This is a genomic window from Paenibacillus sp. IHB B 3084, assembly GCF_001447315.1.
Taxonomy (GTDB): Bacteria; Bacillota; Bacilli; order Paenibacillales; family Paenibacillaceae; genus Paenibacillus.
The window spans coordinates 5040126-5057226 of the sequence record NZ_CP013203.1 but is presented as its reverse complement, the minus strand read 5'-3'; the positions used below and the strand labels follow the sequence as shown (position 1 = coordinate 5057226).

At 49.5% G+C, this 17101-nt stretch carries 14 protein-coding genes, 1 pseudogene and 1 riboswitch; all 15 genes and pseudogenes read right to left on the bottom strand.

All coding sequences use genetic code 11. The features are described from left to right. Positions 1-42: 42 nt before the first annotated feature. Positions 43-864 carry an ABC transporter permease gene (locus ASL14_RS23675; protein WP_134914621.1) on the bottom strand — a complete coding sequence of 274 codons (822 nt, stop codon included), beginning with the start codon at positions 862-864 and terminating at the stop codon, positions 43-45. Positions 865-901: 37 nt separating this feature from the next. Beyond that, positions 902-1780 carry an ABC transporter permease gene (locus ASL14_RS23670; RefSeq protein WP_134913809.1) on the bottom strand — a complete coding sequence of 293 codons (879 nt, stop codon included), beginning with the start codon at positions 1778-1780 and terminating at the stop codon, positions 902-904. 2 nt (positions 1781-1782) lie between these two features. After that, positions 1783-2888, bottom strand: a pseudogene (locus ASL14_RS29010) (ABC transporter ATP-binding protein). Further along, complete coding sequence (locus tag ASL14_RS23660; RefSeq protein ID WP_223264098.1) at positions 2869-3840, bottom strand: ABC transporter substrate-binding protein; 972 nt, start codon at positions 3838-3840, stop codon at positions 2869-2871. Before ASL14_RS23660 ends, ASL14_RS29010 begins: the two are co-directional and overlap by 20 nt. A gap of 196 nt (positions 3841-4036) precedes the next feature. Beyond that, positions 4037-6004, bottom strand: coding sequence for a hydantoinase B/oxoprolinase family protein (locus ASL14_RS23655; protein WP_134913807.1), 1968 nt, complete (start codon positions 6002-6004; stop codon positions 4037-4039). Beyond that, entirely contained in the window at positions 6001-8055 is a 2055-nt protein-coding gene (locus tag ASL14_RS23650; RefSeq protein WP_134913805.1) for a hydantoinase/oxoprolinase family protein, read from the bottom strand. Before ASL14_RS23650 ends, ASL14_RS23655 begins: the two co-directional genes overlap by 4 nt. Before the next feature lie 163 nt (positions 8056-8218). Then, positions 8219-8932, bottom strand: a complete 714-nt coding sequence (locus ASL14_RS23645; RefSeq protein WP_134913803.1) for a DUF2953 domain-containing protein — start codon at positions 8930-8932, stop codon at positions 8219-8221. Positions 8933-9118: 186 nt separating this feature from the next. Beyond that, on the bottom strand, positions 9119-9721 hold the full coding sequence (gene scpB / locus ASL14_RS23640; RefSeq protein WP_134913801.1) for an SMC-Scp complex subunit ScpB: 603 nt from the start codon (positions 9719-9721) through the stop codon (positions 9119-9121). Next, the gene (locus tag ASL14_RS23635) at positions 9690-10484 is read right to left on the bottom strand and encodes a segregation and condensation protein A (protein WP_025685827.1); all 795 of its coding nucleotides are present in this window, start codon (positions 10482-10484) and stop codon (positions 9690-9692) included. The genes scpB and ASL14_RS23635 overlap by 32 nt, the downstream gene beginning before the upstream one ends. A 173-nt stretch (positions 10485-10657) precedes the next feature. After that, positions 10658-11122: a 6,7-dimethyl-8-ribityllumazine synthase gene (ribH, locus tag ASL14_RS23630; RefSeq protein ID WP_044646811.1), complete on the bottom strand. Its 465-nt coding sequence runs from the start codon at positions 11120-11122 to the stop codon at positions 10658-10660. Positions 11123-11150: 28 nt separating this feature from the next. Then, positions 11151-11843 carry a 3,4-dihydroxy-2-butanone-4-phosphate synthase gene (ribB, locus tag ASL14_RS23625; protein WP_269465361.1) on the bottom strand — a complete coding sequence of 231 codons (693 nt, stop codon included), beginning with the start codon at positions 11841-11843 and terminating at the stop codon, positions 11151-11153. A gap of 28 nt (positions 11844-11871) precedes the next feature. Beyond that, positions 11872-12537, bottom strand: a complete 666-nt coding sequence (gene ribE, locus ASL14_RS23620; protein WP_134913799.1) for a riboflavin synthase — start codon at positions 12535-12537, stop codon at positions 11872-11874. Between the two features lie 329 nt (positions 12538-12866). Further along, a riboswitch (FMN riboswitch) is annotated at positions 12867-13040 on the bottom strand. A 67-nt stretch (positions 13041-13107) separates the two neighbouring features. Next, the gene (locus ASL14_RS23615; protein ID WP_134913797.1) at positions 13108-13575 is read right to left on the bottom strand and encodes an IDEAL domain-containing protein; all 468 of its coding nucleotides are present in this window, start codon (positions 13573-13575) and stop codon (positions 13108-13110) included. A gap of 220 nt (positions 13576-13795) precedes the next feature. After that, positions 13796-16084: a thiamine pyrophosphate-dependent enzyme gene (locus ASL14_RS23610; RefSeq protein ID WP_134913795.1), complete on the bottom strand. Its 2289-nt coding sequence runs from the start codon at positions 16082-16084 to the stop codon at positions 13796-13798. After that, the gene (locus ASL14_RS23605; protein ID WP_134913793.1) at positions 16084-17097 is read right to left on the bottom strand and encodes a 2-oxoacid:acceptor oxidoreductase family protein; all 1014 of its coding nucleotides are present in this window, start codon (positions 17095-17097) and stop codon (positions 16084-16086) included. The genes ASL14_RS23610 and ASL14_RS23605 overlap by 1 nt, the downstream gene beginning before the upstream one ends. Between the last annotated feature and the right edge of the window lie 4 nt (positions 17098-17101).

Here is a 17101-nt window from a genome sequence, read left to right as displayed (position 1 = left end):
CAAGGGCTTTACGCCCTTCGCCTGCCCTCCTTTTCTTCATGCTTACATCACTTTCGTTAATCCGACTGTCTTCTCCATAATAATAATAGCCAGCACGGCAACTCCTATGAACAAAACGGAGATGGCGTTGACGGATGGATCAAATGTCTGATCAATATAGTTAAAAATCCGCACAGGCACGGTTATATTTCCAGGTGAGGATACAAATAAACTGATCGACACTTCCCCGAAAGACTCCACGATGGAGAACACCGTACCTGCGATAATCCCCGGCTTGATCAGCGGAATCGTGATTCTTACAAAAGTTTTCAGTCTTCCCGCTCCCAAGCTCATCGAAGCCGATTCCAGTTTGGGATCAAGCCCGGATACACTGACACTCACCGTGCGGACTACGTATGGAAAGGCAACAACCATATGCCCAATGACCAGCCCGGTTAAAGAGTTAATAAGCCCCAGGGATGTAAACTCATACAGCAACGCAATCCCCAGCACAACCTGCGGAATCATAAGCGGTGACAGCATAAGAGACTGAATGGCTTCCCGACCTCGAAACTTTAATCGACCCAGAGCATAAGCAGCAGCCGTTCCCAAAATGACGGTTAACGGTGTGACGATAAGTAGCAGCACACCGCTCACCTGTAATGCCGATGCCCAGTCGCTGTTTGTAAACAACGAGTGAAACCATCTTACTGAAAAAGAGGTCGGCGGAAATTGCGGATACTCCGTCGGACTAAAGGCAGACAGGAAAATAACCAGAATGGGTGAAATCAGAAATAGATACACCAGAATACCAGCCGCCCAAATTAGAGTTGTCAGCACCGATATTTTGCGTTTTCGCTGCGGTGGTCGATCGGCCTTGTTCATGTTGTTAACGACAGGAGCTGAGGCCTTGCTTGAAGAATCAGTCATGCAGCCTGGCCTCCCATCTCTTCGATATCCAGCCGATCAGGGCAACCACAATACCGACCAGCAGCAACAGCGTTACAGACAGGGCGGCAGCGAATGGCATATTGAATACCTGCACGGCCTGCTGATAAATCGCCAGCGGGAGGAGGGGCTGTAGACGACCGCCTACGAGCAATGGCGTGATATAGCTACCCGCTGCAAGCGAGAAAACAATAGCCGCACCAGACAACATTCCCGGCAACGTAAGCGGAAGCGTCACCCGGAAAAAGGTTCGAATCCGCCCAGCTCCCAAACTCATGGATGCCTGCCGCAGCTTGGGCTGAATATCTCCCATGGACGTTGCAATAGGCAGTACTGCGAATGGCAGCATAACCTGCACATAAGCGATAATGACAGCCTTCATACTCCATAAAAGCGATAACGGCTGATCAATCAGGTGCAGCTTGAGCAGCACCGCATTCAGCAGACCATTTTGAGCCAGAATGACAATCCATGCGAACGTACGAATCACCACACTGGTCAACAAGGGCGAAATCAGCAGAATATAAAAGAATGTGCGTATGCCCGGTTTCTCGGTTCGTACCAGCAGATATGCCGCCGGATAAGCCAGGACAATACAAATGACTGTCGTCAGCAACGCAACACCCAATGTTGACCGGATGGTTGTCATATATGCGCCTGTCGTAAACACCTGGATATACTGATTCAACGTATACGTAGGAAGCACATTTAATAAACTATCTACTTCCCGAAAACTGAGTACAATCAGCATAATGAACGGAGCAACCAGAAAAGCTGTCAGAAAGAGCAGCGCCGGGGTAAGCAAAAGCCAATAAAATGAGTTCGTACGTCGAACAGCAGTTGTACGTGCCATGGTTACCCTCCTTCCGTCGGAAGAGGAATGACATCCTCAGCAGCCCAGTATAATTCACACCGGTCTCCCTGTACCGGAAGAGTCGGGAATACAGGATCAGGAGCAACGACTAGCAGCTCCCCTTTACCGGGAAGAGCTACTTTTAACCTTACCTGATCTCCCGCATAGCTGACATGCTGAATGATTCCCGGTGTGCGATTGGGCTGAGCTTCACTTCCGGGTATGAAGGAAATCCGTATCCTCTCTGGACGCAGCATATACGTAGCTGCCTCCACAGAATCCGGCACAGCCGTTTCCAGAATTAACGGAGAACCATTGGCCAGCTCATAATGTTCGACCTGAAGGCGTATATTGCCTCCCGAAGCTGCATCCCCCATTGAACAGGTATGAAACAGATTCACCTGTCCGATAAAATCTGCTACGAACCGATTAGCTGGCTGTCGATATATTTCCAGTGGAGAACCAACCTGTTGAAGACGTCCATGCCCCAAAATACCGATACGGTCGGACAAGCTGAGCGCCTCTTCCTGATCATGTGTGACCAAGATAGTAGTGATTCCGGTCCGGCGTTGAATCGTCCGCAGCTCTGTCTGCATATCCTTGCGCAGCTTTGCGTCCAGATTGCTTAACGGCTCATCCAGCAGCAATACAGAGGGTTCAATAGCCAAGGCTCTCGCAATCGCCACCCGTTGCCGCTGTCCTCCGCTTAACTGATGAGGTCTGCGGTCTGCCATGGATGAGAGCTGGACAAGTGCCAGTGTCTCGTCGACACGGCGCTTTATTTCTTTTTAGGCAGCTTGCGTATTTGCAGGCCGTAGGCCACGTTATCAAACACCGAAAGATGGGGAAACAACGCATAATCCTGAAATACGATACCCAAACCCCGTCGATAAGGAGGCAGTCCAGTCACATCCTGTTCTCCAATAAGAATTCGTCCCGTGGAGGGGTCCAGAAAACCCGCAATCATATTCAGCAGCGTCGTTTTACCACAACCGCTAGGTCCGAGAAGGGAGAAGAACTCCCCTTCCCGAACCTGTAGCTGGACCTCTTCCAGAGCCGTGAAATCTCCAAATTGGCGGCTCACATCATCAATGTGAATCCCACTCACTTGCTGCCCCCAATGCCTGTGTCCAGCGATTGGTCCAATCTGCCAAGTTAGGGGTAGCTGTCGTATAATCAACCCATTTCAGCTTTTTGTAGGCTTCTTCGCCGACTTGTACTTTGTTTTTCAAGTCATCACTATACTTTACGTTTTTATTGGTCATACCGTACAGAGACAGATCAGAGAATGATTTCTGTGCATCAGGACTGGACAAATAGTCAACCAGCTTATAGGCATTTGCCAGGTTCTGGCTTCCTTTCGGAATAACCCAGCTCGCCACAGCAGCAACCGGTCCATCCTTCGGATACGTGAAGCCAACATTCAAGCCAGCTTTTTGCATAGCAAACGCGCGACCGTCCCAAAACGGTACAACCCACGCATCCCCACGCTCCAGCAAGGTTTGAATGGAACCGGAGTTATCCGGGAACGCGGTAGCATTCTGTTTTAGCTCTGCAAGTTTGGCAAAGGTTTTATCGACGTCAGCAGGGTTGCTCTCCTTGCCACCCAAGGCATTAACAAGACCGGAGAAGAACTGCAAACCAGCAGAATAAGTCGGCGAGGATATTGCAACATGGCCTTTATATTCCGGATTCCACAAATCCAGCCAACTGGTCGGCGGGGTTTTAACTAAATCTTTACGATAAATAAGTCCTAATTGCCCCATACTAAAGCCTGCCGCGTATACATTGCCGTCTTTCGTGAACCGTTCCTCAACAGAAGGGTATAAATCAGCCAGATTAGGAACATTTTTAGTGTCCAATGGCTGCAACAAATTGGAATCTGCTGCCCGTTGAATGGTGTCCGGTTGCAGAACAAGCACGTCATAAGCTGCATTTTTACCATTGCCCGCTTTCAGCTTTGGATACCATTCGGCATCCGTACCCGTGACAACCTCCACTTCAATCCCGGTATCCTTTTGAAATTGATCCAATGCTGCTTTACGGATATTTTTTCCCAATCTCCACCGGACACACCAATGACCACTTTGTTCGTTTTCGGCAGCTCGCCGCTGGCTTGATTATCGGTTCCCGCTCCGCTCTGTTGATTGCCGCAAGCAGAAATGAGGACCGCCAAGCTAAGGAATAGGGAAGCAAATGTAAATTTCTCTTGTTTTTCATGGACATAACCACCTTTTATGAATAATAAAATACCTTCTACATTAAATCCTGCCACAATTGCTCAATCGACTCGGCGGACAGCTTCTGCTGCGGATAAATCTGTTCAGCACGTTCATGAACCAACTGCTTGCGAATAGCACGTTGAGTCGGCGGAAGTTGTTGGAGCAACTGCGCTAGGCGGTCGCTTGCTTCGGATGTCCAGACAGCTTCATAGGCTTCTCTTGCGCTCCCGAAATCCCACAAGTCCGTGACTTCCGCAGTCTTGCCAGCCCGGTACTGGCGCGTCAATGCTTCATCCACTACCCACGCACCATCTTGTATTTGAACGGTAACGCCGTATAAGTTCTCTGCCTGCTGCACCCCGAGTAGACCAGCGCACACTTCCTCCAATACATCTTGGGGATCGCGCTTGAACGGACTGCCCCAGCCGCCCCCACCTGGAGACTGAATGCTGACCACATCGCCTGGCTCCGGATGAAGTACACTAATTTTGGGTAGTTTTCGTTCATTCGCACGGCCGGGGTTCAATGTGACCTGTCCCAAGGAACCGGCTTGTCCGCCTGCCAGTCCCCAAGGATGAAAGCGGAGACGTTCCATGCCTCTAGCCGTTACTATCGAACCTTCCTCCCGAATCTCAAAATCAAGTCGGATGGCGTGACCCCCGCGATGCAGTCCGGCACCTGCCGTGTTTTCCAACAATTCATAGCGATGAACCAGCACTTCAATGTGCTGCTCCAGACTTTCAATCGGGGTATTTCGGAGAAAACCGGAAGCATGATCGATTCCGTCCGCTCCTTCCATGTCACTGTGACCTCCGCCTCCACCGCCCATCGGCTGAACTACAGCCATATTACGCGAACCACTCAAAACGTCAGGGGTGGACAACACCACAATCGCAGATTGCCCGGCACCCGCCGCCGGGATTTCATTTGGAATAGCTTTTGCAAGCGCCCCAAGCACAGCGTTATACAACCGCATCGTAATCGTATGCCTCACGCCCACCGCAGCCGGATATACCGGATTAACCAGCGTACCCGCCGGTGCAATGACCGAAATGGGTCGTGTAATACCTCCGTTAACCGGAATAAACGGATCAGAACTAATAATATAGTTGATTAATCCCTGGAACAGAAACGAATGCTTTTTCCCGTTCGTCACGAGATTAAATGCCGTTCTCACCTGTGGATCACAGTTGGAAAAATCAAGCGTAATGCTTCCATCCTTGACCACAACCGACACGGCCAGACGCACAGGGGTATCCGAAACCATATCATCGTCCAGATAATCAGCAAAGCTGTAAGTGCCGTCGGGAATTTGTTCGATGACCTTGCGGGCACGAAGCTCCCCCTGATCCATCAGGTCCTGCATACTGTCCTTCACGGCTTGGACACCAAACTTGTTCACCAGCGTATGCATCCGCTGTTCGGCTGTATTGACAGCAGCCACCATCGCATTAAAATCACCCAGATTGAGCTGTGGCGCCCGGCTGTTCGCATTCAGAAACAAATGGACGTCCGCATTGGCTTGACCACGCTTATAAAGCTTCACCGGAGGTATACGTAAACCTTCCTGGTGAATATCCGTGGCCTCGGGCGAAATACTGGAGGGTACCAGGCCGCCTACATCACTGCAATGAACAAATGCCCAGGCGTAGGATATCAGCTCACCGTCCACAAAAATAGGTTTGAATACATGAACATCTGGCAAATGTGTCGCCAATCCGTCGGTGGAATACGGCTCATTGGTAATGATAATATCGCCCGGTTCCAGCGGCTCACACGCCTCTGCTGCACGCTGTAAGCTTAAACCCAAAAATATAGTTACACCAACAGTTTTTGGGTAAACAAAAAACTCTCCCGACGGCGTCGCTAAGGCAGTGGCAAAATCCGCCGACTCCTTCACAAATGTCGTGAACGATGTCCGTTCAATAATGTGGCCCATTCCCGCCGCAATCGCATTATAATAACTTCGCATGATTTCCAGTGTTGCCGGATCTGTCTTCATCCGCATACCTCTTTTCGTTTCAAAATCAGGTTGCCGGACGGATCCGTCACGCCATACCAGCCGTTCAGCACAAGAACGGTTGTGTCATCCTGTTCGACGATAGCTGGTCCTTCGAACCGATGGCCTGCACGCAGCTCGGTACGAGCGTATACATCAGCGGTATAATCCGTTCCGCCATAGACAATACGTCGTGTTCCCGAAGGCTGAATTTGATCCGTCGCCTCTGGAATGGAGGCAATCTGAGGTTTAATCGTATGGCCTGCCAACCGTACCCGCAGGTTAATCAACTCTAATACGGCAGAAGGATCACTGTGCCCGTATTGACGATGATGCAGTTCGTGAAAAGCGGTGACAATCCGTTCACCGTTTCCGTCTTCCAGCATGGAGCGATCCAGCGGAAGCTCAATTTCAAAGGCTTGTCCGCTGTAACGTGCATCCATCGAGTAATGAAGTGCGATCCCTTCCAGCCCCTCCACCTGCTGCTGATCAAGCCACTGCCGCGCCTGTTCTGCCAAAACATCAAATTCACGTGCGAGCGAATCGGAAGGATACTCATCAAACCGCTGCTGTAAAGATAATACTGCATCATAGGCAAAATCAGCCGACAGTGCTCCTAGCGCACACAACGTACCGGGATTCGGTGGAACCAGAACACTCTGTGCCTGAATTTCCTCTGCCAAAAAATTAGCCGTTACCGGTCCGCCGCCGCCAAAGGCAAGCAGACTGAATTCCCGTGGATCAAAGCCGTGCTGCTCCATCACCGCGCTTAGCTCTGCATACATATTCGCCACAGCTACCTGAATCATTCGGTCGGCGGCCATTCGTTCATCTGTTCCCAAGTGCTCGGCAATGGGACGAATTGCTTGCGCAGAACGTTCAGGGAAAAGCTGTACATGCCCTGCGGCGAACCTATCCGAATTCAAATATCCGCACAAAAGAAACGCATCCGTCAAAGCAGCTCTTTCCCCCGTGCCGTAACAGGCAGGCCCCGGAGACGAACCGACTGACTCCGGTCCTACCTTAAGCAGCCCTCCATTGTCAATCCAGGCAAAGGAACCGCCGCCTGCCCCTACCGAATACATCGAAACGGAAGGTAGCATAATCGGCATCCCTGCCAACTGATTGGTTTGTGTGAATGTAGGCTTACCGGCTTCAATAATGGAAATATCGGCACTCGTGCCCCCCATATCAAAAGTGATGACATTGGCAATATCTGCAGATTTTGCGGCTTGTACTGCACCGATTACCCCTGCGGCGGGTCCGGAAAACAAAGTTCGTACTGGCGCCTGTGCAGCTGTGCCAATATCCATAATACCGCCATTCGATTGCGTAATAAAAGGTTGCGTCTGAACTCCTTCTTCATTCAAACGTTCACGAAGCGTTTCAAAGTAACGCTGGACGTTTGGCTGAATATACAAGTTAACGGACGTCATAGCCGCCCGCTCGTATTCCCTCATCTGAGGCCACAAGGCGGAAGACGCATTCACACCCAACTGGGGAGCGATCTCACGTATCCGCTGAACAGCCAATTGCTCATGCTGCGGGTTTTTATAGCTATGCAGGAAGCAAACCACTACCCCGCTCACCCCGGAATCCAGCGCCCCGCGAATCGCTTGATCCAGACTATCAGAATCTAATGAGGTATGTACCGTACCGTCATGCAGCATGCGCTCTTTTACCGTAAAGACCCGTTCTCTCGGCACAAGCGGCTCAGGCAGTCTGGAACGAAAATCATATGGTATCGGCAGCCGTAAACGCTGGAGAGCCAGCAAATCCCGGAATCCCTCGGTTACGATGAGTGCAATCGCCTCACCGCGACGCTGTAGTAACGTATTTAGACCTATTGTAGTGCCGTGCACGAAGTAATGTATGTCCTCCGGCTTGATGCCACGCTCTTTCAACAAGGCTAATCCATTTGCAATCCCCTGTGCAGGGTCCAACGGAATGGTTGGAGTTTTCACTCCCCATAGCTTGCCGTTCTGATTGTCCAATATGGTTAAATCCGTAAATGTTCCCCCAATATCAATCCCTAATCTCCATGAATCGCCCAACCTTTACTGCCTCCTCTTGTTACGCACAATCTCTCTGCTATAATTACGACTAATTCTATCGACATTATATAAATAAATCAAGATATTCGATAAAATTCGACAATATTATCAAGAGTATTTTTGTGCTACCCTAAGTTCAGAGAAGGATGGATTCCATCGCTCTTTACTCTTCACTGCTGACCTGACGATTCTCAGGTTTCTTGGAGAATACGCGCTTCCACGCCTCTGGACCGCCCGGTACGCGCCATATGCGGTAAGCCAACATGAGCATCGAATAAACGACATAACCTAGTGAAATACTTGCCTCACAGGTCAAAGTGGTAGTAAAACGCAGGCGATCTACCCAATAGGGCACAACAAACAGCTTGGGCGTGCAGTTCATGCGCACAAAGCTGGAGGCAAAACCGATCAGTGACGTTTTCAGTCCCCAGAGAATACCGGTAGAGGTAGCCGTATAAGCAGCATCAGCAAGACTGATATTGGTGGACCATTCCATTTTCGACATTTTCACATGGGATAGCGTATGACGTATCCATCGGTGAAAGGAGCGTGTTCCTTTCAGCAGAATCCGAATATCGTGTATAAATAGCTTGATTTTCTCTTTATCGATGGTGCCGCTGTCAATAGAAGCATCGGTTTTATGTATGTTTTTGTTGCGATCGAGTCGATAGAGTAGCCCTTTCTGCAAACTTGCCAGCAGAATAGCCGGAATGTCATAGTTTATTTTAATCCACCCGTACAGAAATCTGATCTCCAGATGCGCCCGGTCATCATTATCATGCTTGGCAATATCCAGCTTCAATCGGATACGGGAGAGCAGAACAGCCAGCACAAGTAACAAGACGACGATGATGGCGATACCGATCCATTTCCACACTGGCGAGTCCTCCCTTCCTTTTTTCTACATAGATATACCATGGCAAAAATAGTATGACCCTTCACCCGGAAAACATGCATCCTGAAACGCTAAACAGCCAGCCCCATTACGCAAGGACTGGCTGTTTTCTAAATTTCGAACCTTTAACAATGAAGAGAAACCTGTAAAACAAGCTCCTGTCAGGCATCAAGATTCCGTATCGTTCATATCCGGGTGATTACTCTCCAAACGTTCGAACAACAATTGTGTCTCTTCCTCCAAATTATCCGAGTCCTCAAACTGCTCAGGCTGCGGCAAATCCGCCAAAGAGCCCAGACCAAAATAATCCAAAAATGACTTCGTCGTACCGTACAAAATCGGCCGTCCGATAGCCTCAGCCCGACCTTTTTCCTCAATAAGCTCCTTGTTGACCAGAGTATGTATGGCCCGCTCAGATTTGACACCGCGAATATCTTCGATTTCAACTCTTGTAATGGGCTGGCGGTAGGCCACAATGGCAAGTGTCTCCAAGGCCGCTTGCGACAGCGAGGCACGTGCCGGAGAGTAGGCGAGCTTTTCAAAATAAGGTGCATGTTCGGATAAGGTTGCAAGCTGATAGTGCCCGGCGATACGGACAATTTGCAGACCTCTTCCTCCCTGCTCCATGTCCTGCTTCATATCCTCCAGACCCTTTTCAACCAGTTCTTGCTGCTGCTCTACAATGTCGGCGATCTGCTTGGCGGACAACCCTTCCTCTCCCGCGAGAAACAGCAGCCCCTCAATAATTGATTTCAGCTTCAGATAATCCATTAACCCGTAAATCCCCTCTCCACTCCATTACAATATCATCGAAAAGCTTCTCCTGATAGCAGAAAATCTGCTTCATTTTCATCAATTCGAGGATAGCCAAAAAGGTGACTACCACTTCATGCCGATACATATCCTCATGCATCAGCTTGGAGAACAGAAGCCGTCCCCCCGTTCCTACCATCTCCAACGCCCCGATGACCTGCCGAATACGGTCCTTGACCGAAATCTCATCCCGGTGAATACGGGTTACCGTCGTACGTCGTTCTGCTTTGCGCAGCGCACGCTGAAAAGCCGCGACCAAATCGCTTGCATGCAGCCCATGCACCGGATTGGCGGGTTCGGTGGGCAGGTATGCGCTCAAATCCTCCGGCTCCTTGCCATAGATCAGACTTCGTTCCCATTCACGCTCACTCAGATGGCGGGCAATCCCTTTATATTTACGATACTCCACCAGCTTGCGAACCAGTTCATCCCGTGGATCATAATCCTCTTCTTCATAAAAATCCAAATCATCATATTCCATTACAGGTGGCTTGGGAAGCAGCAATTTACTCTTAATGGATAAGAGCGTCGCCGCCATCACCAGAAACTCGCTCGTAATGTCCAGCTCCAGCTCCTGCATACTGTGCAAAAAAGCCATATACTGATCGGTAATATCACTAATCGGGATATCCTGAATATCGATCTCGGCCTTATCAATCAGATGCAACAGCAGGTCCAGCGGACCCTCGAATGTTTCCAGCTTGTAATTTACGACTGTCAATGTGCTTCCCCCTGCCTTACTCCAATCATCATTCAACAATACCTTTCCCCGTTAGCACTTATGCTCGACTTTATCAATCCCTCTTTCTGTAGTATATACGTCATCGCCTTGCTTAACAATCCAATCCCTTTTTCCTGCTATAGTTATGTCGTTCAATTCAGGTATTCGCAAAATTAAAACTGCTTGCCCAGATTCGCCATCTCAATCGCAGCCAGTGCAGAATCCCAGCCTTTATTACCAGCCTTCGTACCTGCACGCTCAATAGCCTGCTCAATGTTTTCCGTCGTCACTACACCGAAAATAACAGGCACGCCTGTTTTCAGACTGCTTGCCGCCACACCCTTGGCTACCTCATTGCAGACGATATCATAATGCGAGGTAGAACCACGGATCACCGTACCCAGCGTAATAACGGCATCGTATTTACCGCTTGCAGCCATTTTTTGAGCAATCAGTGAAATTTCAAAAGCACCTGGCACCCAGGCTACATCAATCTCATCTTCCTGCGCTCCATGCCGTTGAAGCGCATCGATTGCACCGCTTAACAGCTTACTTGTAATAAACTCATTAAACCGGCCTACCACAATACCATACTTCAAACCATCCGATACGAGATTACCTTCCAGAAAACGTGCCATATGAATCAACCTCTCTTTTTTAAATTATTTACAATGACATACGACGACGATAATCAATCAAATCCTGAATACTGATCAGCTTCAAATGATGACGGTTGGCGATCACTGCCAAATCGGGTACTCGGGCCATGGACCCATCTTCCTTTATAATTTCGCAAATGACCCCGGCGGGTTTGGAGCCGCAGAGTCGGGCCAGATCGACAGCCGCCTCGGTATGACCCGCACGCTGCAAAACACCCCCATCGCGGGCGATCAGCGGAAACATGTGACCAGGCTTGCGAAAATCGCCCCCTGTGGCTGTCTCGTCGGCCAGCGCACGCACGGTCAAAGAACGCTCGGCTGCTGAAATCCCCGTTGTGGTCTCTCTATGATCTACCGACACCGTAAAGGCTGTGCCGTGGAAATCTGTATTTTGCTCCACCATCGGTTGCAATTCCAGTGCCTCGGCTCTTTGCCCTGTAATCGGTACGCAGACCAACCCGCGGCCTTCGGTAATCATGAAATTAATGACCTCGGGGGACGCTTTTTCAGCCAGAGCGATAAAATCGCCTTCGTTTTCCCGTTGCTCATCATCCACCACGATCACGACTTTACCGTTTTTTAGATCCTCCAGCGCTTCTTCAATGGAATCCAGACGAATTTCCACTTCCTGCTCCAACACACCATATTCCACTACGTCAGCCACTATATTTGAATGGCTCTCACTTCTTCCGCTTTCCATTACGCTTTCCTCCTTATTTCTTGTGGCATCAGGCAAAGCCGTGTTTCGCCAAATAATCCAGACTCATAGGAGCTTTCTCCGTTTCCTCCATCGCCGCTGATCTTCCGTAATTCAAAAGCTGCTCCACATATTTACCTAAAATGTCGCATTCAATATTGACGGTGTCTCCCTCACGTTTGGCCTGCAAGGCCGTCTCAGATAAGGTATGGGGGATGATAGATACGGCAAAGGTATCTCCTGTGCGCTGGGCAACCGTCAAGCTGATGCCGTCGAGTGTAATCGAGCCTTTGAGAAGAATATATTTGAATATTGCCTGATCTGTAGGTGCAACTTCGTACACAACCGCATTCTGGTCTGATGTCACCCGACGAATCGTGCCCGTTCCATCCACATGTCCTTGCACGATATGCCCTCCGAACCTGCCATTCGCCGCCATAGCCCGTTCCAGATTGACCCGGCTACCGGATTTCAACTCTTTCAGATTGCTGCTGCGGTAGGTTTCAGGCATCACATCAACCTTAAAATCCTTAGTACCCACCTGTGTTGCGGTCAGACAAACACCATTCACGGAAACACTGTCTCCTATTTTCAAATCGCCCAATACCACAGAACCCGCAATGCCCAGCACCATCGCTTCTCCACTTCTGGAAATCTGCTGAATGCGTCCCACTTCCTCGACCAATCCGGTAAACATGCCTTCACTCCTTCCCATCTAAAGTTCAGTTTATCCCTAATTCATCAGGCATAAGCGCAAAAACCCCCCAGTCCGGATAATATCCGTCATGGGGGTGATGAGAGTCGAATTTTCAGTATACAAGCGCAGTCCATATACATCCTGAGACCACATGAATGATAAGTTTGCCAATAGAAAGCATGACTGACCATACAACTAAATACGCTCAGAGCGCGTGCGAAAACGAAAGCTTGTAGAACAAGCAATCTTCCGTTTGCTACCTGCAACGAAATAAGCCGTACGTACCATTACGTATGCTAAAAATCGGCACATGTCATGCACATGCGCTTCGTATCCTTCTCCCATCCAGACTATACTGTCGGTCCCGGAATTGCACCAGGTCCACCTTCTGCTGATCGCTCAGCATCCGGGTCACGGACTAAGCCGCGCTGTTCATCGCAGAAGCGATTTACAGACACGTCATCACCGCCGGTGGGGAATTGCGCCCCGCCCCGAAGGATCTTGCTTTATTCAATTGAATTAGCATTAAACTTGTTACGTATATTAGCACCGACTTCTAAAAAAAGCAAGTTATCTGATAGACGCTTCTGCTTTTGTTTTGACATATTGGCTGGAAAGCTCTTCAAACCAGGCTCTATCATTCATGTGAAGCGCCAGATCAATCAGATCGGCCAGTTCTTCGATCCCGAGCTGCGTAGCATGATCGAACGTAATGACCGCTGAAGCGGTTGGTCCGCGGCCACCCTCCGTGCATATATCGTAATCCAGCCGTACATCAACATGCCCGTCGATAAACTCGCATTTCAGAAAATAAATAATCTCGCACATTAAAATGGGACGCACCTGCGTTTCCAGCACACAATCCATCACCTTGGCTGAATAGTGCTGGTTCGTCAGCGTAAATTTGTGATCTGTCGCTGCCAGCGAAGTCCGTCCAAAGTCATCCGTAAATTTCAATTCCACTGGCGTGATATTCATGACCTTGGGTATTTGCTTCTTTATAATTTCGATTATCTCAACTGTATTCAGCTTAATCATACCTGCACCTCATTGCATCTTAAAATTCAGAGAAAGCACTAATTCAACATGTTTCACGTAGGCCTCCACTCCTATATCGGAAATCATTACCTGATTTTTTATGCTTCATCCCATAAACGACAAAAAAGATTCTTCGCGCAACAAGCGCAAAGAATCTTGATCGAACCGGTACCGCAACATCTTATAACAATGTTCAAAGTGTATTATGCAAAAAACTGGATTATAGCTCCGAAATTTCATGTTTCTTTTTCAGAATATTCCATCGGCGTTCAATCTCCTGCTCAAAGGTAGCCAGCGTGGCTTCTTCCTTAAGAAGATGTTTTGTTTTGCCCATTAATTTGAGCCATTCTGCGGCTGGAATCCGTTTTCCCTTGTCCTCCGGATTGTACGTAATCGTCGTACTGCCTTGCTCAATCTCGTACAGCGGGAAGAAGCAAGACTCCACAGCAGCTCCCACAATGCTGGTACCCAGTCTATCCTCGGATTTCCAGTTCAGCGGGCAGGCGCACAGGATTTTACCATAGGCGGTCCCCACGTTATTTGCATACCATTGTGCTTTGGCCGCTTTACGCAGCATATCCTGCGGATGGCTTTCGGCTGCCGTGAAGGCATATGGAATATTGCAGGCAGCCATAATTTGCACCGTATCCTTGTGATGCCCCTGCTTGCCTTTTTGCATTTTGCCTACACCCGACGTACTGGTCATGTGACCGAGCGGAGTGGAGTACGATTGCTGTGAACCTGTATTCATATACCCCTCGTTATCATATTCCAGCATGATCAGCTTATGATTACGCAGAGCCGCACCAATCGCAGAACCCATACCAATATCCATCCCACCGTCACCGCTGATCATGATAAAGGTCGGATCATCCGCCATCTTAATTTCATTGCGGCGCTTCATCTCCATGTAAGCCTCCAGCGCTCCAGAGAGCGTAGCAGCCCCATTTTGAAAAAGATTATGAATCATCGGCTGTTTGTGTGATGTATACGGATAACCTGTCGTGACCACGTATACACAACCGGTCTGGAACAGCACGACGATATCTCCCTCGATGCCTTTGAAAAACAGCTCCAGCGCAGACAGCGCTCCACAGCCTGGACACGCCCCATGACCCGGCGTAAGACGGCGTGGTTTGGTCGTCAGCGAACGCAGCGGCGGTACCTTGACCTTGAGCTTCCCGGTCACCTCATCCGGCGTAACCTGAATGAGACCCGTACGGTACGCATCGCCCCGTGGCGGCTGCATAACTTGCGGCATCACCTTGTCCGGTGAACCCAGATTAATTCCGTAATAATCAAAGGGCTTCTCCGCTCGTCCGGCCTCTGCCGCCTCAATCGCAAGCTGGAAGAACGCCTCTGCATCTTCCGCATAAAAATCCTTGCCCCCCAAGCCAAAGATACGGCTCAACACGAGTGTCCGATTCAGCGGGTCCTCCTGTAAGGCCGCCTTGATTTCGTGCGTCAAATTACCGCCATCGGCGCCGTACGAATCCGCACGTTCACCCACCAGCAGCGCCTTGACATGGCGCAATGCCTCGCGAAGCTGCTCGGCAGGAAACGGTCGGATGATATTCGGACGTATCACACCAGCTTTAATCCCGCGCGCGCGGAGTTGATCCACCACATCCTTGGCCGATTCAGCCGCCGAATTCAACAGGAATACCGCGACCTCAGCATCCTCCATATGATACAGATCCAAAATCGGGTATTCCCGACCGGATAAAGCGGCATATTCTGCTGCTACCTGCTCATATACTCCTTCTGACAGCTTCAGTGCTTCGGACAGCTGAACATGATTATTCGTCAGGTCATCGCCGTTCATATGCGCGCCCACGGTAACAGGATGATCAAAATCCGTAATATTCGGATAATTTAAGTTCGGGTTAGGACCTACAAAACCGCGCACGGTCTCAGCATCGGCAAAATATTGCACTTTACGTTTTTGATGGGACGTATAAAAACCGTCATATGCAACCATTACAGGCAGCCGAACATCGCTATGCTCTGCGATTTTTAGTGCCATGATGTTCATATCATACACAGCCTGTGGTGTACTTGCCGTCAAAATGACCCAGCCTGTATTCAAACCATAGTACAGGTCCGAATGATCCCCGCGAATATCCAGGGGACCACTGACAGCACGTGTCACCAGATTCATAACCATTGGAAAACGAGTACCTGACTGAACAGGTAACTGCTCCAGCATGTACAGGAAACCTTGCGAACTAGTGGCGTTCACAACCCTCGCTCCCGCTGCGGCTGCTCCATAACAAATCCCTGCCGATCCGTGTTCTCCGTCTGCTGCAACCAGCTTAATATTATGCTGCCCTCTCGTTCTCATCTGATCCAGATACTGCGCTACCTCGGTAGATGGAGTAATCGGGAAATATCCCATCATATGATAATTGATCTGCGCAGCCGCCGTAGCTGCCATTTCATTACCGGATTCGAACGTTGTCACTTGCGCGGCGCCTGTCTGTTTGAGTTCTTCCTCCAGTTTTGCCATTACGCACGCCCTCCTTCATATACCGGAAATTGGTGGGCAACTCGATTCTGTTCCGCCCATCCCCATTGCTCGCGACGCGAGCTTAATGCCCCCGATGGGCAAATATCTACACATTTCAGACATCCTTTGCAATACTGGTAATCAATCCCTTGCAAAAATGGAATCATTCTTCCGCGTTTGTCTGCTTGCTCTTCCCATACAAAACAGTAATCCGGGCAAATCGAATCACACTTGGCACAATGGGTACATTTATCAGCTTCATATTCAGGCACATACCCCTGACGTGAACCACTAACATCTCTCGTCATGCTGTTCCCCTGAGTCGCAATAACGCCCCCCAATGGCTGCGTTTCGTACCCCAGTAAAGGCTGCGGACGTTCAAAAACCCGATCCTGCGCGTCATCAGTAACCGGATATACGTGCAGTTCCATTTCTTCAAAACCACGGTTAAACGTACGCAAATTAGGCTCCACCAACTGTGGATTTTTCTTTTCAAAAGTACTGCGAATAACCGATCTCATCGCCTCCGGATCTAAAAAATCACAGACGCGGAACAGCGCACCCAGCATGGACGTATTCAGCTTGGTCCGCTCCTCCAGGGCGATGCCCATCGCATCCACCACCGCTAATGTACCGGATACCAGTCCCAAATCAGCCCGTATTTCTTCTGCTGGACGTGTAGAATTAACCACTACAATCCCATCCGCTGGCAGTCCGCTGATGACATTTACCGTTTTGTATAACGTTTCATGGAAAATGCCTACCACATGCGGTTGCTCAATCGGACTGTGATCGCGGATATCCACCCCGGGATCACAAAAACGGACAAAGCTTTTGACCGGGGTTCCCTTCTTTTCCGAACCATATGACGAAAAATTTGAAGCATTCAGCCCCAGACCAAGCACCCCGGTTTCAGCCAGCATTTTACCAGCCAGATTAGCGCCGAGTCCACCAATGGACTCCAGCCGGATTTCAAAAAATCCGAGTCGATTTGTGCTCGTTAAAATAGACAATGTG